A 19,137-nucleotide genomic window follows, 5' to 3' on the forward strand; every position below is an offset into this window, starting at 1 on the left:
GGTTCACGATGGCGCTGTGTGCGCGCTGAGATCCTGTGCCCGACCCCCGGCGGTGCTCCTCGGTGGGAGCCCGGTCGGGGGCGGAACTCACACGGGCGGTTGCTCGCTTCCGGGGATGGTCACGCGGACCAGCGCGCCACCGCCCTCGGCGTCGCCGATCTCGACGGTGCCGCCGTGTCGGGTCGTGACCTGGCGGACGATGGCCAGTCCCAGACCCGACCCCGGCATCCCGCGCGCCTCGTGGGAGCGGTGGAAGCGTTCGAAGACCAGTTCCCTGTCCTGCTCGGGAATGCCCGGCCCCTGGTCGGCGACCGTCAACTCCATCACGGCATCGGAGACGGGCCGCATCCGCACGGTCACCGTGCCGCCGGCGGGGCTCCACTTGGCGGCGTTGTCGCACACGTTGAGCACCGCACGCTCGATCCCCGCCGAGTCACCGAAGGAGTACCAGGGCCGCAGCTCCACATCGAAGTCCACGTCGTGCCGCCGGCGCCGCACCCGTTCGAGGGCGCGCTCGACCGCGTCGGAGACCGCCACCGGCTCCAACTCGACCTCCCCGGAATCCTCACGGGCGAGCTCGACCAGATCCCCGACGAGTTGGCTCAGCTCCGAGATCTGCCCCACCACGTCCGCCTCCAGTTCGCGACGATCGGCGTCGGGAATCGTCCGTGCGCCCGGACGACTGGCCGCGATGAGCAACTCCACGTTCGTCCGAAGGCTGGTCAGGGGGGTCTTGAGCTCGTGTCCGGCGTCCGCGACGAGACGCGCCTGTCTCTCCCGACTCTCACCGAGCGCGACCAGCATCTGGTTGAAACTGCTCGTCAGTCGAGCGATCTCGTCATCCCCCGCCACCGGGATCGGGCGGAGGTCGTCGGTCCTGGCGATTCGTTCCACCGCCCGCGTCAGTCGGGCCACCGGGGCCAACCCGGTGCGACCGACAGCGGTCCCGGCCACCGCGGCCAGGGCGATGCCCGCGGCCCCGACGAGGGTGAGCACGATCGCCAGGCGGTTGAGCGCCGCCCGCGTCGGGCTGAGGTCCTGCGCCAGGATGAGGGTGGACCCGTCGCGGACCCCGACCGCGTAGATCTGCTTGCCACCGGAGGTACGCAGGCTCGACTCGGCGTCCCCGCGCACCACCGCGATCTCGGGGCCGCCGATCTGGAAGGGCTCCCCGGTCGCGGTGCGCACGCCGGAGGGCGCGACGATCTGGGCGTCCAGATTGGGGTTGAAGGCCCGCAGCGCGATCAGCGTGCTCCGGGACTGCAGTGCGAACTCGGACGCGAGCTGACTGTTCACCAGCTGGTCGGCCTGCTGTTGTAGGCGGTTGTTGACGTCGCTGTACATCGACCCCGACACGACGAAGTACGCCGCCACGGCCATGAGAGCCACCGCGACGCCCACCGAACTCGCCGCCAGCAGCGTCACCCGCTGATGGAGCGAGATCGGTGCGGACCCCGTCCGCATCGCCCGGGCCGGCACTACGGCGTCTCGCGCAGGACGTAGCCCACTCCGCGCACGGTGTGGATCAACCGGCTCTCGCCCTCTCCTTCCGTCTTGCGGCGCAGGTACCCGATGTAGACCTCGAGCGCGTTCCCCGACGTCGGGAAGTCGTACCCCCACACCTCCTCGAGGATGTGGCTGCGCGTCAGGACCCGTCGCGGGTGATGCATGAGCAGTTCGAGCAGCGAGAACTCGGTCCGGGTGAGCTGGATCCGCCGTTCACCCCTGGTGACCTCACGGGTCGCCAGATCCATCCGCAGGTCCTCGAACTCCAGCACCTCGTCGACCTCCTCGACGTCGGTGCCGCGGCGGCGCAGGAGGGCCCGGAGTCGGGCGAGGAGCTCCTCCAGAGCGAAGGGCTTGGGTAGGTAGTCGTCGGCCCCGGCGTCCAGGCCGGCGACGCGCTCGGAGACCGCGTCCCTGGCGGTGAGCATGAGAACGGGCAGGTCGTCTCCCCTACTGCGCAGGATCCGACACACCTCGAGCCCGTCCCGACGGGGCATCATGACGTCGAGGATGACCGCGTCCGGCCGGTTGGAATCGACGCGCTCGATCGCCTCGACGCCGTCACCGGCGAGCTCGACATCGTACCCGTTGAACGTCAGGGAGCGCCGCAGCGACTCGCGCACGGCCTGGTCGTCGTCGACTACGAGAATCTTCATAGCCGGAATTCTCCCGCACGGGACTGAACCGCGGCTGAGGATTCGCCCACACGAGCTGACACCGTTCACACCGGGCCCGTACCGCCCGGACCACCTCGCAGATGCCGACGAGCCCGGCGGGTCCGCGTGGACCCGCCGGGCTCGTGACCGGGCGTGTGCGTGCGGCGCGCGTGGCGCCGCCGTGCTCGGCCACGCCCCGTGGGGCGCAGCCGACTCGACTCAGCGGTCGAGGTCGACCAGGCCGAGCTGGGCGGCCTTGACCAGACGACGCGGCAGCACCACGGAGCGGCCGTCGATCTTGGTCTCCTGGAGGGCGACGTTGTCGGCCTTCCACTGGGACCGGCGGGAGTGGGTGTTGGCGCGCGAGAGGCGGCGCTTCGGAACTGCCATGATTTCGTCCTCGGGGTCTAGGAGGTGGATCGGGGCGCGGACGCCCCGCTGCTCACTTGCGGCGGGCGCGGGTGCCGTAGCGGCGCTGGAACTTCTCGACGCGGCCGGCGGTGTCCATGACACGCTGCGCGCCGGTCCAGAACGGGTGCGACTCGCTCGTCACGTCGACGACGATGAGCGGGTACGTCTGACCGTCCTCCCACTCGACCGTGCGGCTGCTGGTCGCAGTGGAACGGGTGAGGAACTTGGTGCCCGTGCCCGAGTCCTGGAAGACCACCGGGTGGTAGTCGGGGTGGATGTCGCTCTTCATACTGGATCCCTCTAGCTCGGTAGAAGTCTGTGGGTCTGGCGCTCGCTCACGCAAGAGCGCGCTGGTGCCAGTGGCCGAACCGGGGATCCCGGTGTCAGCACACGCATCGGTAGATCGTACCCGTAGGATGGCCGGGCACCCAATTCGTGCGCCGCGGGCAGGTGCCCGCCGGCGGCGATACGCCCGCTGACGTGCCGATTACCGTTTCACGCGGTCGGGCCGTAAACTAGACCATCGCTGTTGTCTGCACGTTTGCTATCGCCTCTCACGGTGCTCGCGACGTGGCGGTGAGCCCCCCGTACGGCCCTGGCCGTTCGAGGTCGTCTCCACCCGCCGCGCGCCACCGATGGACGGGGCGGAAGGAGAAACACGCCATGTCGGCGCATTGCCAGGTAACGGGACGGAAGCCGGGTTTCGGCAAGTCCGTCTCGCACTCACACCGCAGGACCAACCGTCGCTGGAACCCGAACATCCAGCGTCGTAGCTACTTCGTGCCCTCCGAGGGTCGTCGCGTCACGCTGACGGTCTCGACCAAGGGCATCAAGACCATCGACCGCGATGGCATCGAGGCCGTCGTGGCCCGCATCCGTGCCCGTGGGGAGAAGATCTGAGATGGCCCGTAACGACATCCGCCCCATCATCAAGCTGAAGTCCACGGCCGGTACCGGGTTCACGTACGTGACCCGCAAGAACCGTCGCAACAATCCGGACCGCATCGTCCTCAAGAAGTTCGACCCGGTCGTCCGTAAGCACGTCGAATTCCGAGAGGAGCGCTGACTCGTGGCCAAGAAGTCCAAGATCGCGCGCAACGAGCAGCGCAAGGCAAAGGTCGCCCGGTTCGCCGAGCGCCGCGCCGAGCTCAAGGCAATCATCAAGAACCCGGAGAGCACGGACGAGGCACGTATGGATGCCCAGACCGCGCTCAACAAGATGCCGCGTGACGCCTCGCCGGTGCGCGTGCGTAACCGCGACGTCGCCGACGGCCGCCCCCGCGGCTACCTCCGCAAGTTCGGTCTCTCGCGCGTCCGCATGCGCGAGATGGCCCACCGTGGCGAGCTGCCCGGTGTCACGAAGTCGAGTTGGTGAGTAGGTAACCATGGCTAAAGCACGTAGCACCCCGTCCAAGAAGATCCGCGCCCAGGAGGGCCGTCGACCCAAGAAGAACCCGCTGAAGGTGGCGGGTATCGAGACGGTCGACTACAAGGACGTCAACACCCTCCGTACCTTCATCTCCGATCGCGGCAAGATCCGTTCGCGTCGCGTCACCGGCCTCACGCCGCAGCAGCAGCGTCAGGTCGCCGTGGCGGTCAAGAACGCCCGCGAGATGGCCCTGCTGCCGTTCACCAGCCGCTGAGTCACTCCTCGGCGCGGTTGAACCGAACCGCCCGTCCCGCCCGCGGCGTCTAGTCGCCGACTCAGGCAACAGCAACCCGATCGGGGTCGTGTCTCCTCCTGCAGGAGCGCACGACCCCGATCGGCGTTACCGCTCCCTGTTCCCCCTTCCCCCGACACCAGGAGTCCGCCCGTGGCCGGCGTCCTCAACGGCTTCGCCGTGATCGTCGCGCTCGTCGCGCTGGGCTGGATCCTCGCCCGCACCCTGGTTCTGGGCACGGACGCACGGCTGGTGCTCAACCGCCTCGTCTTCTACGTCGCCACCCCGGCGCTGTTGTTCGACTCCCTCGCCCGCACCACCCTCGACCAGGTCTTCACCGGCGTCTTCGTGGTGTCCGCGGTCTCGGCGATCATCATCGCCGTCCTGTACATGGCGGTCGCCCGCCTGTGGCTCCATCGCCCGGCGGCGGACCTCGTCATCGGTGCGCTGTCGGCCGGATACGTCAACTCCGCCAACCTCGGCATCCCCATCGCGTTGTACGTCCTCGGCGACCTCGGGTTCGTCATGCCGCTGCTGCTGTTCCAGGTGGTGGTCCTCCAACCAGTCGCCATCGCCGTGCTCGAGCGCGCCGCGCGTGCGGAGGGCACGGACGGCGGCGGGGACGGGGGCGCTCTCGGGGCACTGCTGCAGTCGGTCCGGACGCCGATCGTCCTGGCCGCGCTGGCGGGTGTGGTCGTGGCGGCCCTGCCGTGGACACCGCCCGAGGCCCTCCTCGAGCCCGTCCACCTGGTCGGGCAGATCTCCGTGCCCGGTGCGCTGCTGGTGTTCGGCATGTCGCTCTACGGGGTCAAGGTGCTCGAGGCCGGCGCCTCGCCGCGCCGCGAGATCTTCCTCGCGAGCGCACTCAAGCTCGTCGCCCATCCGTTACTCGCGTACGCGATCGGCGCCTGGTTGCTGGGGATGCGGGACCACGAACTCCTCACGGTGGTGGTGGCAGCCGCCCTGCCCACCGCGCAGAACGTCCTGGTGGTCGCGACCCGCTACGGCCACGGCACGCTCTTGGCGCGGGACTCGGCCGTCCTCACCACACTAGGCGCCCTGCCCGTGCTCCTCCTGATCTCCGCGCTCCTGGCCTGACCGTCGATTCCTCAGGCCATCCCAGCGGCGGGCCTTCTCAGACCATCCCGGCGGCGATCACCCCGGTGAACACGACCGCGTTGTTGACGCCGTGGAGCACGATGCCGGGCACGATCGACCGGTACCACTCCGCCATCGCGCACAGCGAGATCCCCACGACCAGCAGGTACGGCATGGCCGGGGGAATCAGGTGGACGGCCGCGAAGATCGCCCCGGCGAGGGTGATCCCGCCGACGACCCGCAGCCGCGCGCGCAGTGCCGGCAGCATGATGCCGCGGAACACCGTCTCCTCCGCCACCGGGATGAGCACCGCGACGGTGAGCAGTCCGAGCACCGCGGACACCGGCCCTCCGGCCACCAGGTCGGCGATGGCCGTATCGGTGTCCTCCCCCTCCGACTCCGCGCCCGCGCCCAGGGGGATGAGCACGAGCATCGAGGCGGCGGCGCCGGCGGCCATCACGGCCGGGATCTGCCAGGCCAGGTGCCACGGCGATCGGTCCGGGTGCCGCAGGCCGACGTCCGCCCACCCGAGACCGCGTCGGCGCAGGAGGTGGATCCGCACCGCGAGAAGTGCGGCCACGGCGGTGCCGGCGAGGACGACCAGGGCGAGGAGCGCGGTGTCCGGCCGCGCGGCCCCCAGGGACCGGGCGGCGACCAGCCCCAGGATGACGACGACGACGAGGGCGGCCCCGTAGAGGAGAACCCACGCCAACGCCGACAGCGCCACCCGGCCCCGGACCGGTGTGGTCCAGAGTCCGGGGGCGCTGTCGCCCGTACGGGTCACCGCGGCGGGAGCCCGCGTGTCGTAGGCGTCGTCATCCCAGCCCGTCGGCCACCAGGAACGGTGCGTCGGTCGCTGCCTTCACCTGGTCGAGGGTCACACCGTCCACGATCTCGATGAGGGTCAGTCCGTTCTCGTCGCGGTCGAACACGCCGAGTTCCGTGATGATCCGGTTGACGCAGCCCAGGCCGGTCAGCGGGAGGGAGATCTCGGAGACGATCTTCGATGAGCCGTCCTTGGCGACCTGGTCCATGACCACGACGATCCGGCGCGCGCCCACCACGAGGTCCATCGCGCCGCCCATGCCCTTGACCATGGCGCCGGGGACCATCCAGTTGGCGATGTCGCCGGCCGGGTTGACCTCCATCGCGCCGAGGATGGCCACGTCGATCTTGCCCGAACGGATCATGCCGAAGCTCATCGCCGAGTCGAAGATCGAGGAGCCGGGAAGGGTCGTGACGGTCTCCTTGCCGGCGTTGATGAGATCCGGGTCGACGTCGTCGGGGTGCGGGTACGGTCCGATGCCCAGCAGCCCGTTCTCCGACTGCAGGGTGACGTTGACGCCCTCGGGGACGTAGTTGGGGACCAGGGTCGGCAGGCCGATCCCGAGGTTGACGTACTGGCCGTCCTCCAGTTCCAGCGCCGCCCGGGCGGCCATGGCCTTGCGGTCGCGTCCGATCCTGCTCATCAGCGCTGTCCTTCCGAGGGCGGGTTGGTGGTGGTCTTCTCGATCCACTTGGTCTGGGCGACCTGCTCCGGGGTCAGTTCCACCAGGCGGTGGACGAAAATGCCCGGGAGGTGGATGTCGTCGGGGGCGAGCTCGCCGACCTCGACGATCTTCTCGGCCTCGACGATGCAGACCCGGCCGGCCATCGCCGCGAGCGGCGAGAAGTTCCGGGCCGTGAGGTTGAACCGGAGGTTGCCGCTGCGGTCGGCCACCGCGGCGCGCACCAGCGAGTAGTCGGCCTCGATGGCCTGCTCGAGCACGTAGGTCTCGCCGCGGATCTCGCGGGTCTCCTTGGGCGGGGACGCCACCGCGACCCCGCCGGACGAGTCGTACTTCCACGGCATCCCGCCGTCGGCGACGTACGTACCGACGCCGGTGCGGGTGTAGAACGCCCCGATGCCGGATCCGCCGGCGCGCATCCGCTCGGCGAGCGTGCCCTGCGGGGTGAGCTCCACCTCGAGTTCACCGGAGAGGTACTGACGGGCGAACTCCTTGTTCTCCCCTACGTAGGAGGAGACGATACGACGGAGCTTGCCGCTCTCCAGCAGGATGCCGAGGCCCTTGCCGTCGACCCCGGCGTTGTTGGAGAACACCTCGAAGTTGCCGACCTCGCGGGCGGCGAGCGCGGAGATGACGATCTGCGGGATCCCGCTCAGGCCGAATCCTCCGGCGGCGATGGTCGCCCCGTCGGGGATGTCCGCGACGGCCTCGGCCGCGGTCATGATCTTGTTGGACATACACGCACTCCTTGGGTGTGGGGGCAGTCAGGCGATGCCGAGGATCTCGATCGCGGTCTTCCGCATGTCGACCTTGCGGACCTTGCCGGTGACGGTCATGGGGAACTCGTCGACCACGTGGACGTACTTCGGGATCTTGTGGCGGGCGAGCTTGCCGGTGGCGAACTCACGGACCTGGTCGGCGGTGAGGTCGTCGCATCCCGGCTTGAGCCGGACCCAGGCCATGAGCTCCTCGCCGTACTTGGGGTCGGGCACGCCGATCACCTGGGCGTCGAGGATGTCCGGGTGGGTGTAGAGGAACTCCTCGACCTCCCGCGGGTAGATGTTCTCGCCTCCCCGGATGACCATGTCCTTGATGCGGCCGGTGATGCGGACGTAGCCGGCGTCGTCCATCTCCCCGATGTCGCCCGTGTGCATCCAGCCCTCGGGGTCGATCGCCTCGGCGGTCTTGTCCAGCTGGTCCCAGTAACCCAGCATGACGCTGTAGCCCCTGGTGCAGAACTCGCCGGCCTCGCCGCGCGGCAGGGTCGCGCCGGTCGACGGGTCGACGATCTTGATCTCGAGGTGCGGCCCGACCCGGCCGACCGTGGACACGCGCCGGTCCAGCGAATCGTCCCGCCGGGTCTGGGTGGACACCGGCGAGGTCTCGGTCATGCCGTAGCAGATGGAGACCTCCTCCATGTTCATCCTGTCGATCACCTGACGCATGGTGGACTCGGGGCACGGCGAGCCGGCCATGATCCCGGTGCGCAGCGTGGACAGGTCGTAGGAGTCGAAATCCTCCAGCGCGAGCTCGGCGATGAACATCGTGGGCACGCCGTAGAGACTCGTGCACTTCTCCTGCTCCACCGCGCCCAGCGAGGCCGCGGGGTCGAACGCGGGCGCGGGGATGACCATCGCCGATCCGTGGCTGGTGCACGCGAGGTTGCCCATCACCATGCCGAAGCAGTGATAGAAGGGCACCGGGATGCATACCCGGTCGACCTCCGAGTAGTTGACGAGCTCGCCGACGAAGTACCCGTTGTTGAGGATGTTCGAGTGCGAGAGCGTGGCGCCCTTGGGGAAACCCGTGGTGCCGGAGGTGTACTGGATGTTGATCGGGTCGCCGGGCTGCAGTGCGGCGCGGATCGATGCCAGTTCCTCGGTGTGGGTGGGGCCCGAGACCAGCGACTCCCACTCCTCGTCGCCGAAGAGCACGACCAGTTCGAGGTCCGGGCAGTTCGGCTGGACCTGCGCGAGCATCCCCGTGTAGTCGGAGTCCTTGAACTGGGGCGCCGCGATGACGGCCTTGATGCCCGCCTGCTTGAGAACGAACTCCAGCTCGTGGACCCGGTAGGACGGGTTGATGTTGACCAGCACCGCGCCGATCTCGGCGGTGGCGTACTGGACCATCACCCACTCCCACCGGTTGGGCGACCAGATGCCCACCCGGTCCCCGGAACGGATCCCCAGCCGGTGCAGGCCGGAGGCCAGACGACGCACGTCGGCCAGGAACTCGGTGTAGGTCCACCGCCGGTCCGCCCGGACGTCGACGAGGGCGTCGCGGTCACCGAACTTCTCGACTGTCGCCGCGAGGTTCTCGGGGATCGTCTGGGTGAGCAGGGGGACTCCGGTCTCCCCGCGCGTATGGGACAGCGCGGGGTCGAGGGTCGTGGAATCGAGATCGGTGGTGGTCATCTCGGTACTCCTTGGGGGTGGGGCCGGACGGCCCGCGACAGGGGGATTGCGGTATCAGGTGGTGGCGGCCGCGGCGCGACGCATCGTCGCCTCGGCCTGGCGGAAGACGGGACCGTCGACCATGCGACCGTCCAGCCGGAACACGCCCTGGTTGTGCTCGGCGGCGGCGAGGACCTTCCGGGCCCAGGTCACCTCGTCGTCGTCGGGGGCGTAGGCCTCGCGGACCACCGCCACCTGGGACGGGTGGATGCACGCGGTGGCCACGAACCCCAGGGCGACGGCGTCGAGCGCCTCGGCGCGCTGACCCGTGGAGTCGGCGATGTCCAGGTGCACCGAGTCGACCGCCCACCGGCCGAACGCGGCCGCGGCGAGCGCGACGCGCGCACGGGCGTGACGCGGAACGTCGCGGTACTCCCCCGCCACGCGGGGGCCACCGGCCTCGGCGGACGAGAACCGGCTGGTCGACCCGCCCATCGCGGCGAGGAGGTCTTCGGCGCCCCACATCAGCCCCGCGCATCCGGGCGCGGCGGCGATCTCCTCCGCGCGGACCACGCCGAGCGGGGTCTCCACCAACGCCAGCACCGCGGCACCGGTCGTCGAGTGCAGGTCGGTGACCTGCGCGGCGGACTCGGTCTTGGCCAACATCACGCAGCGGTAGTCCGTCTCGGCCAGGGCCTCGAGGTCGGCCGCGTGGTCGTCGGTGTCGGCCGGGTTGACCCGCACGATCGTCCGCTCCGGGTCGAGTCGCGAGGCCCGCAGTGCGTCCCGGGCGGCGGGACGGTCCGCGGGGGCGACGGCGTCCTCGAGGTCGACGATCACCACGTCCGCGCGGTCGGCGGCCTTGCCGTAGCGCTCCGGCCTGTCGGCCGGGCAGAACAGCAGTGCCGGGCCGGGCGGTATCCAGGCGGGGGTCGGGGTCACCGCGATCCCTCCGCGTCCGGTCCGGACTCGGTCGGCCGCTTGCGGACGAGCGTCTTGCGGACCGCCTTGGCCACGATGTCGCCGTGCTGGTTGCGGCCGATGTGCTCGAGGGTCACGATGCCCTCGCCCGGACGAGACTTCGACTCACGCTTGTCCGTGCACACCGTCTCCGCGTACAGCGTGTCGCCGTGCAGCACCGGCTTGGGGAAGCTGACCTCCGAGAAACCGAGGTTCGCCACGATCGTGCCCTGGGTGAGCTGGGCGACCGACAGTCCCACGAGGGTGGAGAGCGTGTGCATGGAGTTCATGAGCCGCTCGCCGCCGAATCCCGGCTGCTCGGCCGACCACGCGGCGTCCAGGTGCAGGGCCTGGGTGTTCATCGTCAGCGTGGTGAACAGGACGTTGTCCGTCTCGGTCATCGTGCGCCCGGGGCGGTGGAGGTAGGCGGTGCCCACCTCGTACTCCTCGAACCACAGGCCACGCTGGACGACCTCTCTGCGCTGCTCGGACATCGCCTACAGCCCCAGACCGCGCGCGATGAGCATGAGCTGCACCTCGGTGGTGCCCTCGCCGATCTCGAGGATCTTGGAGTCGCGGTAGTGCCGCGCCACCGGGTACTCGTTCATGAAGCCGTAGCCACCGTGGATCTGGGTGGCGTCGCGGGCGTTGTCCATGGCCGCCTCGGAGGCGACCATCTTGGCGATGGCGGCCTCCTTCTTGAACGGCTTGCCGGCCAACATGAGGCGGGCGGCCTCGTAGTAGGCGCAGCGCGCGGTGTGGGCGCGGGCCTCCATGCGGGCGATCTTGAACGCGATGGCCTGGAACTCGCCGATCTTGCGTCCCATCGACTCGCGCTCACGGGCGTACTTGACCGACTCGTCGACGCAGCCCTGCGCGGCACCGGTGGCCACGGCGGCGATCGCGATACGACCCTCGTCGAGGATCGACAGGAAGTTCGCGTAGCCGCGCCCCTCCTCGCCGAGGAGGTTCTCCACCGGGACGCGGGCATCGGCGAAGGTCAGCGGGTGCGTGTCCGAGGAGTTCCAGCCCACCTTGTCGTAGGCCGGCTCAGCCGTGAACCCGGGGGTGTCGGCCGGGACGATGATCGTCGAGATGGCCTTCTTGCCGTTGTCCCGGACCCCGGTCACGGCAGTGACGGTGACCAACGAGGTGATGTCGGTGCCGGAGTTGGTGATGAACTGCTTGTTGCCGTTGATCACCCACTCGTCGCCGTCACGCTTCGCGGTGGTCTTGGTGGCGCCGGCGTCCGAACCCGCACCGGGCTCGGTCAGGCCGAAGCCGGCGAGCGTGCGGCCGGCGGCCAGGTCGGGCAGCCACGTGGCCCGCTGCTCGTCGTTGCCGAAGTGGTAGATCGGCATGGCGCCCAGGCCCACGCCGGCCTCGAGGGTCATGGCGGTCGACTGGTCGACGCGGCCGAGCTCCTCCAGCGCGAGGGACAACGCGAAGTAGTCGCCGCCCATCCCACCGAACTCCTCGGGGAAGGGCAGACCGAACAGGCCCATGTCGCCCATCTGGGCGACGACCTCGTACGGGAACGTGTGGTTGCGGTCGTGCTCGGCCGAGGCCGGGGCCACCACCTTGTCGGCGAAGTCCGCGACCGTCGACTTCAGGTCCGCGTAGTGCTCTTCCAACTCAGGCATTGCCTTCTCCTTCGGATTCCTCGGTGGAGGGGTGGGGCTCGACGGTGCTCGGTTCAACAGTCGCGAGCAGGTGATCGGCGGGCACCTGCTCGCCGGTGGAGACGTGCACGCGGACCACACCGTCGATCGGCGCGGGGAGCGCGTGCTCCATCTTCATGGCCTCGACGGCCAGGATGTTCTGTCCGGCGGTCACCTCGTCGCCGTCGGCGACGAAGCACGCGATGACCGACCCGGGCATGGGGCTGAGGATCTGGCCGTCCGACATCCCGGCGTCGTGGATCCGGGAATCGATGAGCGGCAGCATCCGCAGATCCCACGTCCCGCCGTCGCCGGCCACCCAGAAGGTGTCCGCGGCCTTGGGGTCCGCCGAGCGCACGACGGTCCAGCGCTGCTGGGTGCCGTCGACGGTCAGTCTGAGCGAGGCGCCGTCCCGGGCGACCCGCGCGCGGTGCCGGGAGGAGACCTCGGGCGACTCGGTGGAGCCGATCGTCGCGTCGGTGATGGTCACCTCGGCGTCGTCGGGAGTCCCCTTGAGTCCCACCGTGACCGCGTCGGACCCGGCGCCGGCGTCCAGGCGGGTCCACACCTCGGCGCGCCCACCGATCCGCCAGCCGTTGGGCACGTCCCACGGGCCGCGACGCCGCGCGGGCACCCTGGCCCAGCGCTCCTCGGTGCGGTGCATGGCCACGGCGATCAGTCCGCCCTCGGGAGCGGGGGTCGCGGTGTAGTCGTCGACCGACCGGTCGAGCAGGCCCGTGTCCAGCTCGCCGGCGATGACCTCCGGCCGCGAGAGCAGGAACCGGCAGAAGTCGACGTTGGTGCGCAGCCCCAGCACGTGGGTGCCGGCGAGCGCAGCGTCGAGCCGGGCCAGTGCCTCGGCGCGATCGGCACCGTGGGCGATCACCTTGCCGAGCATCGGGTCGTAGTCGCTGCCGACGACCGTGCCGACGCGCAGTCCGGAGTCCACGCGGATGCCGTCGCCGGACGGCTCCTCCAGTCCGACCACCGTGCCGCCGGTGGGCAGGAAGCCCTTGGCCGGGTCCTCGGCGTAGACGCGGGCCTCGATCGCGTGACCGGTGAGGGTGATGTCGGACTGGCGGAGGGTGAGCTCCTGGCCCGCGGCGATGCGGACCTGCCAGTCGACCAGGTCCACGCCGGTGACCATCTCGGTGACCGGGTGTTCGACCTGCAGGCGGGTGTTCATCTCCATGAAGAAGAACTCGTCCGGGGCGTGGGCCGAGACGATGAACTCCACCGTGCCGGCGCCCACGTAGCCCACCGAGCGGGCCGCGTCGCAGGCCGCCTGACCGATGCGCTGGCGGGTGACCTCGTCGAGGAGCGCGCTGGGCGCCTCCTCGATGACCTTCTGGTGGCGGCGCTGCAGCGAGCACTCCCGCTCACCCAGATGGATGACGTTGCCGTGGGTGTCGGCCAGGACCTGCACCTCGATGTGGCGCGGGGTGTCGACGAACCGCTCGAGGAAGAGCGTGTCGTCGCCGAAGGCGTTCGCTGACTCCCGGCGGGCGGATTCCAGCGCGGCCGGCAGATCGGCGGCATCGGTGACGCGGCGCATCCCCTTGCCGCCACCTCCGGCGGAGGGCTTGACGAGGACCGGGTACCCGACCTCCGCGGCACCGGCGATCAGCTCGTCGTCGGTCAGCCCCGGACGCGAGATCCCGGGCACGGTGGGGACATCACGCGCGGACACCGCGGCCTTCGCGGTGATCTTGTCGCCCATGGTCTCGATGGCCGAGGCCGGCGGCCCGACGAAGATCAGGCCGGCCTCCTCGAGCGCCCGCGCGAACCGCGAGTTCTCGGAGAGGAAGCCGTAGCCCGGGTGCACGGCCTGGGCGCCGGTCCGGCGGCACGCGTCGATCACCTTGTCGATGTCGAGGTAGGACTGCGAGGCCTGCGCCGGTCCGAGACGGACGGCGGCGTCGGCCATGCGCACGTGCAGCGCGTCGGCGTCCGCGTCGGAGTAGACGGCGACCGAGCGGATACCCGCTGCCCGCAGCGAGCGGATCACGCGGCACGCGATCTCTCCGCGGTTGGCCACCAGGACGGTGTGGAGTTTCTGTGACAGTTTTTCTGACATGGAGCTGCTCACATCCTGAAGACGCCGTTGTTGACCGGCTCGAGGGGGGCGTTGGCCGCGGCCGCCAGGGCCAGACCGAGGACAGTGCGGGTGTCGGCGGGGTCGATGATCCCGTCGTCCCACAGGCGGGCCGTGGAGTAATACGCGGTGGACTGCTCCTCGAACTGCTCACGGATCGGCGCGGTGAACTCGGCCTGCTGCTCGTCGGTCCACTCCCCACCCGACTTGGTGACCTGGGCTGCGCGCACCGAGGCGAGGGTGTCGGCCGCCTGCGGCCCGCCCATCACTGCGATCTTCGCGTTGGGCCACATCCACAGGAACCGCGGGGAGTACGCACGGCCACACATGGAGTAGTTGCCGGCGCCGAACGAGCCGCCCACGACGACGGTGAACTTCGGCACCCGGGCGCACGCGACGGCGGTGACCATCTTGGCGCCGTTCTTGGCGATACCGCCCGCCTCGTACTGCCGGCCCACCATGAAGCCGGTGATGTTCTGCAGGAAGACCAGCGGGATCTTGCGGCGGTCACACAGCTCGATGAAGTGGGCGCCCTTGAGCGCGGACTCGGAGAAGATGACGCCGTTGTTGCCGATGATGCCCACCGGGTGCCCGTGGATGTGGGCGAACGCGGTCACCATCGAGGTGCCGTAGTTCTCCTTGAACTCGGTGTACTCGCCGCCGTCGACGATCGTGCCGATGATGTCGCGCACGTCGTAGGGCTGGCGCGAGTCGACCGGGACGAGGTCGTACAGGTCGGACTGCGCGCGGACGGGCTCGCGGGGCTCGAGCACCTCCCAGTCCGGCTCCGGGGCCGGGGGGCAGGTCGCCACGATCCGGCGGACCTTCATGAGCGCGTCGTAGTCGTCGTCGGCCAGGTGGTCGACCACGCCGGAGGTCTTGGCGTGCAGGTCGCCGCCACCGAGCTCCTCGGCGGTGACCTCCTCGCCCGTCGCGGCCTTCACCAGCGGCGGGCCGGCGAGGAAGATCGTGCCCTGGTTCCGCACGATCACGGCCTCGTCGCTCATCGCGGGGACGTAGGCGCCACCGGCGGTGCACGACCCCATGACCGCGGCGATCTGCGGGATGCCCCTGGCGGACATGGTCGCCTGGTTGTAGAAGATCCGGCCGAAGTGGTCACGGTCCGGGAAGACCTCGTCCTGCTGCAGCAACATCGCCCCGCCGGAGTCCACGAGGTAAATGCACGGCAGGTTGTTGGCCAGCGCCACCTCCTGGCCGCGCAGGTGCTTCTTCACCGTCATCGGGTAGTAGGTGCCACCGGAGACCGTCGCGTCGTTGGCGATGATCAGGCACTCGCGGCCCGACACGCGGCCGATCCCCGCGACGACGCCGGCGGCGGGGGCCTTGCCCCCGTACATCTCCTCGGCGGCGAGCGGGGACAGCTCGAGGAACGGGCTGCCCGGGTCGAGCAGGACGTCCACGCGCTGGCGGGCGAGCAGCTTGCCCCGCTCGAGGTGGCGGGCACGGGCCTTCTCACCGCCGCCCAGCGCGGCCCGCTCGAGGCGCTCGCGGAGGTCGGCGAGAAGTTCCTCGTGGGCCTGGCGATTGGTGGTCGCGGAAGTCATCAGTGCCGCTCCCTTTCAGTTAAGTCCGACTAACTGAAATTGACGATAGTGCTGCGCCTCACAAATGTCCAGAGTCGGATCCGGCTGGGGGCCGTCGCCCGGCCACACGGTCGACCACAGCGCCGGGTGCCCCGCGGGTCGCCGCGCCGACGGACCACACCCGCACGATCGGCAGGTCCGACAGGCCCGCCTCCGCACCGTCGAGCGCATCGCCGCAGGTAGACAGTTAAGGCTGGCCTGACTTAGCACAGGCTCAACTTGCTTGCAAGCCGGGGGCATCCGGTGTTGACTCTGGGACACAGCACCACGCCACAGCCACACGAGGAGCGATCACCATGGCCACTCTCACCGGAATCAGCGCCTGCACCGTGACGGCGTGCTCGTTCAACAGCGAGCAGAGCTGCAGCGCCGGCGCCATCACCGTCGCCGGCACCCCGGATCACGCCGAGTGCGGAACCTTCATCTCGCTGGACGTCCGCGGCGGCCTGCCCACCGCGAGCGCGCACGTGGGCGCCTGCCAGCGGGTGGAGTGCGCCCACAACAAGGACCTGCTCTGTTCCGCGGACTCCGTCACCATCGGCTCCGGCGCCGACACCGCCGACTGCCTGACCTACACCCCGGCCTGATCCGCCCCAGCCTGATCGACGCCGGCCTGACCTCCACCCCGGCCTGATCGGCCGGGCCGCCTCGGTCCTGCGCGGCGGCGGGTAGCTAGCTGGCGCGGGCCACGTACTGGCCCATCTCGCGGACGACGTCGCCCGCACACTCCGCACGGGTCAGGAACGGTAGGTGGATGACATCCGCGTCGGTCCCCAGGGCGGTCAGCAGATGCAGTCCGTCCGGATCGACGCCCAGGACGTACGGCGGCTGTGCCGGGTCGCCCGACCCGGCCAGCATCGCCAGATCATGACCGAAGCGCGCCCGGATCTCGTCCGCGAGACCGGGCGCCTCGCATGCCAGGGGGTCCGACGGGACCGTGTCCAGGCATCCCGCGTGGACTGCGCCCTCGTGCCCCAGACGGCGGACGGTGAGATCACCGAGCTCGATCTCGACCTCGACGACCCACCCCTCGCCCTGCCGGGCGGCTCGCGCCACACCGAAGCCGTAGAGGCTGGCGACGTGGACCTTGGCCTCGACGATCGGGGCGAACTCGTCGATCATCACGACGACCTCGACGGACTCCCCCGGCGCGACCAGGAGTCCCGACCAGGGCGCCGGCGTCCCGGTGACGATGATCGTGCCCCCACCGACCCAACGATGCCCCGCGGAGACCATGACGTCCGAACGGTTCTTAGACCCGCGTACGGCGACGGTCGCGATACCGGTGCCGTCGAGAAGGCGGCGGGCGCCAGTGGTGATCGGGTCCGACACGACCGGGTGCGCTGCCATCAATTGCCTCCAGAGATCGGCCCCTCACGCAAACGCATTAGGTGACCCTCGCCTTACTTAGGTATCCCTAAAGTGCCCGATGCGCCGTGGACTGTCAAGGCACCCGGCGATTTCCGTGCCACACCGCCCTAGAGTGGGTGTGGTGACCGACGCCACAGCCGCCGCACCACCCCACTCCGACACCACACGGATCCACGCCTTCCGTGACGACGCGCTCGGGTACGACGACGCCACCGCCCTCGCCGAGCGGGTCCGCGGAGGCCGGGTGTCGCCGGTCGAGCTCGTCGAGGCCGCCATCGACCGGTGTGCGGCGGTGGATCCCGTCCTCGGGGCCCTGGTGTTCACCGATTTCGACCGGGCCCGCGAGGAGTCGCGACGTGCCGCCGGTTCGCGCCTGTCCACCCCGTTCGCGGGCGTGCCGTCGGCATTCAAGGACGCGGTGCAGGTGGAGGGCGCCCCGATGCGCCTCGGCTCGCCCGCCGTTCCCGACTACCCCGCCCTCCACGACGGCGACTACGCACGGACGTTCCGCGCCACCGGCCTCATCCCACTGGGTATCACCGCCATGCCCCCGTTCGGTTGGACCGCCGCCACCGAACGGCAAGGAGGGCTGGTCACCCGGAACCCGTGGAACACCGGCCGCACCAGTGGCGGATCCTCGGGCGGTTCGTCGGCCCTGGTGGCCGCGGGCGCGCTGCCGATCGCCCATGCCAATGACGGCGGGGGGTCGATCCGCATCCCCGCGGCCGTGACCGGGCTGGTCGGGTTCAAACCGAGCCGCGGCAGGCACCCCGACGAGCGGTTCTCCCAGGGGATGCCCATCCCGATCGTGTCCCAGTCGGTGGTCTCGCGCTCGGTCCGCGACACCGCGACGTTCCTCACTGCGTTCGAGGCGGGCCACCGCCCGGTCAGGGTGCCGCCGGTGGGACCGGTAGCGCCCGCCCCGTCACGGCGCCTGCGCATCGGGCTGGTGGAACACAGCCCGGCCGGCGGCCCGACCGATGCCGCGACCCTGGCGGTGCTCCGCGAGACCGCCCAACGGTTGGCGGACCTCGGACACGAGGTCGTCCCGACCGCCGCTCCCGTCCCGCCGGGGTTCCGTGAGGACTTCGTCGCCTACTGGGGACTACTCGCTCTGAGTACGTCGACCTCCGGGCGCCGCCTGTTCGACCCCGACTTCGACGCCGGCCGACTCGACCCCTTCACCGTCGGGCTCGCGCGGATGGCCCGCCGGAGGATCGCGTCGATGCCGCTGCACCTGCTGCGGCTGGAGCGGACCCGGCGCCGGTTCGACGCGAGGTTCGGCGACATCGATGTGTTCATCAACCCGGTGGTCGCGCACGAGACCCCGGAGGTCGGGTACCTGGACGCCGACCTCCCGTTCGAGACCCACCTCGACCGGGTCTCGAACTGGGTCACCTTCACCCCGCTGCAGAACATCGCGGGATCCCCCGCCGTGTCGCTTCCCACCGGACGCGCCCCGGACGGGATGCCCGTAGGCGTGCACTTCTCCGCGCGCAGGGGGCAGGACCGGCTCCTGCTCGAACTCGCCTCCGAGTACGAGGCCGCCCACCCGTTCGCCCGGATCTGGGAGTGAGACTCACTCCCCCAGCAGCTGGGTGACCCGCGGCCCGACCCGCTGACGCAGGATCACCTCGGTGCGGGTGCGCAGTACGCCGGGCGTGGAGATGATCGCGCTGAACACCTCCTCGAGATGGGCGTGATCCCGCGCGACCACCCGGCAGACCACGTCGAACTCGCCGGCGATGCTCACCACCTCCAGCACCTCGCGCACCTCGGCGAGGCCCGCGCAGGTCTCGTCGAGCCTGGCCTGCGCCACCTGGATGTGGACGAGGGCGCCCAGCGGGTACCCGAGGGCGGCGGGATCGAGGCTCGGCGCCCAGGACGCGAGCACGCCCCGGGCCTCGAGTTTGTCGAGCCGCGCCTGGGCGGTGCCCCTGGCCACCCCGAGCCGCCGGGAGAACTCCCGCACTCCGACGCGTGGATCCGCCAAGACGATGTCGAGGAGCCGGCGGTCGGTGTCGTCCAGGTTGGGGGATGCGTCCATGTGTCCACGGTATACGACGACGAGGTGGACAGCTGGTACAGCTCGCGCCCGTTCTGAGCGCTCCGAATGTGCAGAGTGACCGGCCCGCGAATGACCGCGTGACGCACCTCACAGTTCGTCCTAGCCTGGTGGCACATCGCTCGACTCGTGAAGGCCAGGTGTTGAT

Annotated in this window: 22 protein-coding genes; 7 read left to right on the forward strand and 15 right to left on the reverse strand. The window is 70.1% G+C overall.

Translation table 11 applies throughout. The features are described from left to right. Positions 1 to 87: 87 nt before the first annotated feature. The 4 genes from L8M95_RS04625 to L8M95_RS04640 form a co-directional block, all read right to left on the reverse strand. On the reverse strand, positions 88 to 1,464 hold the full coding sequence (locus L8M95_RS04625; RefSeq protein ID WP_260488335.1) for a HAMP domain-containing sensor histidine kinase: 1,377 nt from the start codon (positions 1,462 to 1,464) through the stop codon (positions 88 to 90). A gap of 14 nt (positions 1,465 to 1,478) precedes the next feature. Then, the gene (locus L8M95_RS04630) at positions 1,479 to 2,162 is read right to left on the reverse strand and encodes a response regulator transcription factor (RefSeq protein ID WP_260488336.1); all 684 of its coding nucleotides are present in this window, start codon (positions 2,160 to 2,162) and stop codon (positions 1,479 to 1,481) included. Between the two features lie 219 nt (positions 2,163 to 2,381). After that, the gene (gene rpmF, locus L8M95_RS04635; RefSeq protein WP_260488338.1) at positions 2,382 to 2,552 is read right to left on the reverse strand and encodes a 50S ribosomal protein L32; all 171 of its coding nucleotides are present in this window, start codon (positions 2,550 to 2,552) and stop codon (positions 2,382 to 2,384) included. 52 nt (positions 2,553 to 2,604) lie between these two features. Beyond that, entirely contained in the window at positions 2,605 to 2,862 is a 258-nt protein-coding gene (locus tag L8M95_RS04640; protein WP_260488340.1) for a type B 50S ribosomal protein L31, read from the reverse strand. Between the two features lie 374 nt (positions 2,863 to 3,236). On the opposite strand from L8M95_RS04640, the gene rpmB reads away from it, so the two are divergent. The 5 genes from rpmB to L8M95_RS04665 all read left to right on the forward strand — a co-directional run bounded on the left by rpmB (position 3,237) and on the right by L8M95_RS04665 (position 5,332). Continuing rightward, positions 3,237 to 3,473: a 50S ribosomal protein L28 gene (gene rpmB / locus L8M95_RS04645; RefSeq protein WP_010542299.1), complete on the forward strand. Its 237-nt coding sequence runs from the start codon at positions 3,237 to 3,239 to the stop codon at positions 3,471 to 3,473. A 1-nt stretch (position 3,474) separates the two neighbouring features. Beyond that, positions 3,475 to 3,639 carry a 50S ribosomal protein L33 gene (rpmG, locus tag L8M95_RS04650; protein ID WP_010542298.1) on the forward strand — a complete coding sequence of 55 codons (165 nt, stop codon included), beginning with the start codon at positions 3,475 to 3,477 and terminating at the stop codon, positions 3,637 to 3,639. Between the two features lie 3 nt (positions 3,640 to 3,642). After that, positions 3,643 to 3,948: a 30S ribosomal protein S14 gene (rpsN, locus tag L8M95_RS04655; protein ID WP_017836289.1), complete on the forward strand. Its 306-nt coding sequence runs from the start codon at positions 3,643 to 3,645 to the stop codon at positions 3,946 to 3,948. 10 nt (positions 3,949 to 3,958) lie between these two features. Then, complete coding sequence (rpsR, locus tag L8M95_RS04660; protein ID WP_007632792.1) at positions 3,959 to 4,216, forward strand: 30S ribosomal protein S18; 258 nt, start codon at positions 3,959 to 3,961, stop codon at positions 4,214 to 4,216. A 171-nt stretch (positions 4,217 to 4,387) separates the two neighbouring features. Continuing rightward, positions 4,388 to 5,332, forward strand: coding sequence for an AEC family transporter (locus L8M95_RS04665; protein WP_260488345.1), 945 nt, complete (start codon positions 4,388 to 4,390; stop codon positions 5,330 to 5,332). Positions 5,333 to 5,369: 37 nt separating this feature from the next. On the opposite strand, the gene L8M95_RS04670 is transcribed toward L8M95_RS04665, so the two are convergent. The 9 genes from L8M95_RS04670 to L8M95_RS04710 are packed head-to-tail and all read right to left on the reverse strand — an operon-like array spanning position 5,370 to position 15,514. After that, on the reverse strand, positions 5,370 to 6,116 hold the full coding sequence (locus L8M95_RS04670) for a CPBP family intramembrane glutamic endopeptidase (RefSeq protein ID WP_260488346.1): 747 nt from the start codon (positions 6,114 to 6,116) through the stop codon (positions 5,370 to 5,372). Positions 6,117 to 6,147: 31 nt separating this feature from the next. Continuing rightward, positions 6,148 to 6,801 (reverse strand): 3-oxoacid CoA-transferase subunit B, encoded by a 654-nt coding sequence (locus L8M95_RS04675; RefSeq protein WP_260488348.1) that lies wholly within the window; start codon positions 6,799 to 6,801, stop codon positions 6,148 to 6,150. Beyond that, entirely contained in the window at positions 6,801 to 7,577 is a 777-nt protein-coding gene (locus tag L8M95_RS04680) for a CoA transferase subunit A (protein ID WP_260488350.1), read from the reverse strand. Before L8M95_RS04680 ends, L8M95_RS04675 begins: the two co-directional genes overlap by 1 nt. 27 nt (positions 7,578 to 7,604) lie before the next feature. Beyond that, positions 7,605 to 9,254, reverse strand: a complete 1,650-nt coding sequence (locus tag L8M95_RS04685; protein WP_260488352.1) for an AMP-binding protein — start codon at positions 9,252 to 9,254, stop codon at positions 7,605 to 7,607. 54 nt (positions 9,255 to 9,308) lie between these two features. After that, positions 9,309 to 10,175, reverse strand: coding sequence for a CoA ester lyase (locus L8M95_RS04690; RefSeq protein ID WP_260488354.1), 867 nt, complete (start codon positions 10,173 to 10,175; stop codon positions 9,309 to 9,311). Further along, positions 10,172 to 10,687, reverse strand: a complete 516-nt coding sequence (locus tag L8M95_RS04695; protein WP_260488356.1) for a MaoC family dehydratase — start codon at positions 10,685 to 10,687, stop codon at positions 10,172 to 10,174. The genes L8M95_RS04690 and L8M95_RS04695 overlap by 4 nt, the downstream gene beginning before the upstream one ends. A gap of 3 nt (positions 10,688 to 10,690) precedes the next feature. After that, positions 10,691 to 11,836, reverse strand: a complete 1,146-nt coding sequence (locus L8M95_RS04700) for an acyl-CoA dehydrogenase family protein (RefSeq protein WP_260488358.1) — start codon at positions 11,834 to 11,836, stop codon at positions 10,691 to 10,693. Further along, positions 11,829 to 13,931, reverse strand: a complete 2,103-nt coding sequence (locus L8M95_RS04705; protein WP_260488359.1) for a biotin carboxylase N-terminal domain-containing protein — start codon at positions 13,929 to 13,931, stop codon at positions 11,829 to 11,831. The genes L8M95_RS04700 and L8M95_RS04705 overlap by 8 nt, the downstream gene beginning before the upstream one ends. An 8-nt stretch (positions 13,932 to 13,939) precedes the next feature. Next, positions 13,940 to 15,514, reverse strand: coding sequence for a carboxyl transferase domain-containing protein (locus L8M95_RS04710; protein ID WP_260488362.1), 1,575 nt, complete (start codon positions 15,512 to 15,514; stop codon positions 13,940 to 13,942). A 335-nt stretch (positions 15,515 to 15,849) separates the two neighbouring features. On the opposite strand from L8M95_RS04710, the gene L8M95_RS04715 reads away from it, so the two are divergent. Then, positions 15,850 to 16,140, forward strand: a complete 291-nt coding sequence (locus L8M95_RS04715; protein WP_260488364.1) for a DUF1540 domain-containing protein — start codon at positions 15,850 to 15,852, stop codon at positions 16,138 to 16,140. Between the two features lie 85 nt (positions 16,141 to 16,225). Here the strand turns inward: L8M95_RS04715 and L8M95_RS04720 are convergent, their stop codons facing one another. After that, on the reverse strand, positions 16,226 to 16,903 hold the full coding sequence (locus L8M95_RS04720) for a hypothetical protein (RefSeq protein ID WP_260488366.1): 678 nt from the start codon (positions 16,901 to 16,903) through the stop codon (positions 16,226 to 16,228). A 142-nt stretch (positions 16,904 to 17,045) separates the two neighbouring features. On the opposite strand from L8M95_RS04720, the gene L8M95_RS04725 reads away from it, so the two are divergent. Continuing rightward, a complete protein-coding gene (locus L8M95_RS04725) occupies positions 17,046 to 18,500 on the forward strand; it encodes an amidase (RefSeq protein ID WP_260488368.1) in 1,455 nt (484 codons plus the stop codon). Between the two features lie 3 nt (positions 18,501 to 18,503). On the opposite strand, the gene L8M95_RS04730 is transcribed toward L8M95_RS04725, so the two are convergent. Next, positions 18,504 to 18,971 carry an Lrp/AsnC family transcriptional regulator gene (locus tag L8M95_RS04730; protein WP_260488370.1) on the reverse strand — a complete coding sequence of 156 codons (468 nt, stop codon included), beginning with the start codon at positions 18,969 to 18,971 and terminating at the stop codon, positions 18,504 to 18,506. Positions 18,972 to 19,137 lie beyond the last annotated feature (166 nt).

This window comes from Dietzia sp. B32 (assembly GCF_024732245.1).
In the GTDB taxonomy this organism is placed as follows: Bacteria; Actinomycetota; Actinomycetes; order Mycobacteriales; family Mycobacteriaceae; genus Dietzia.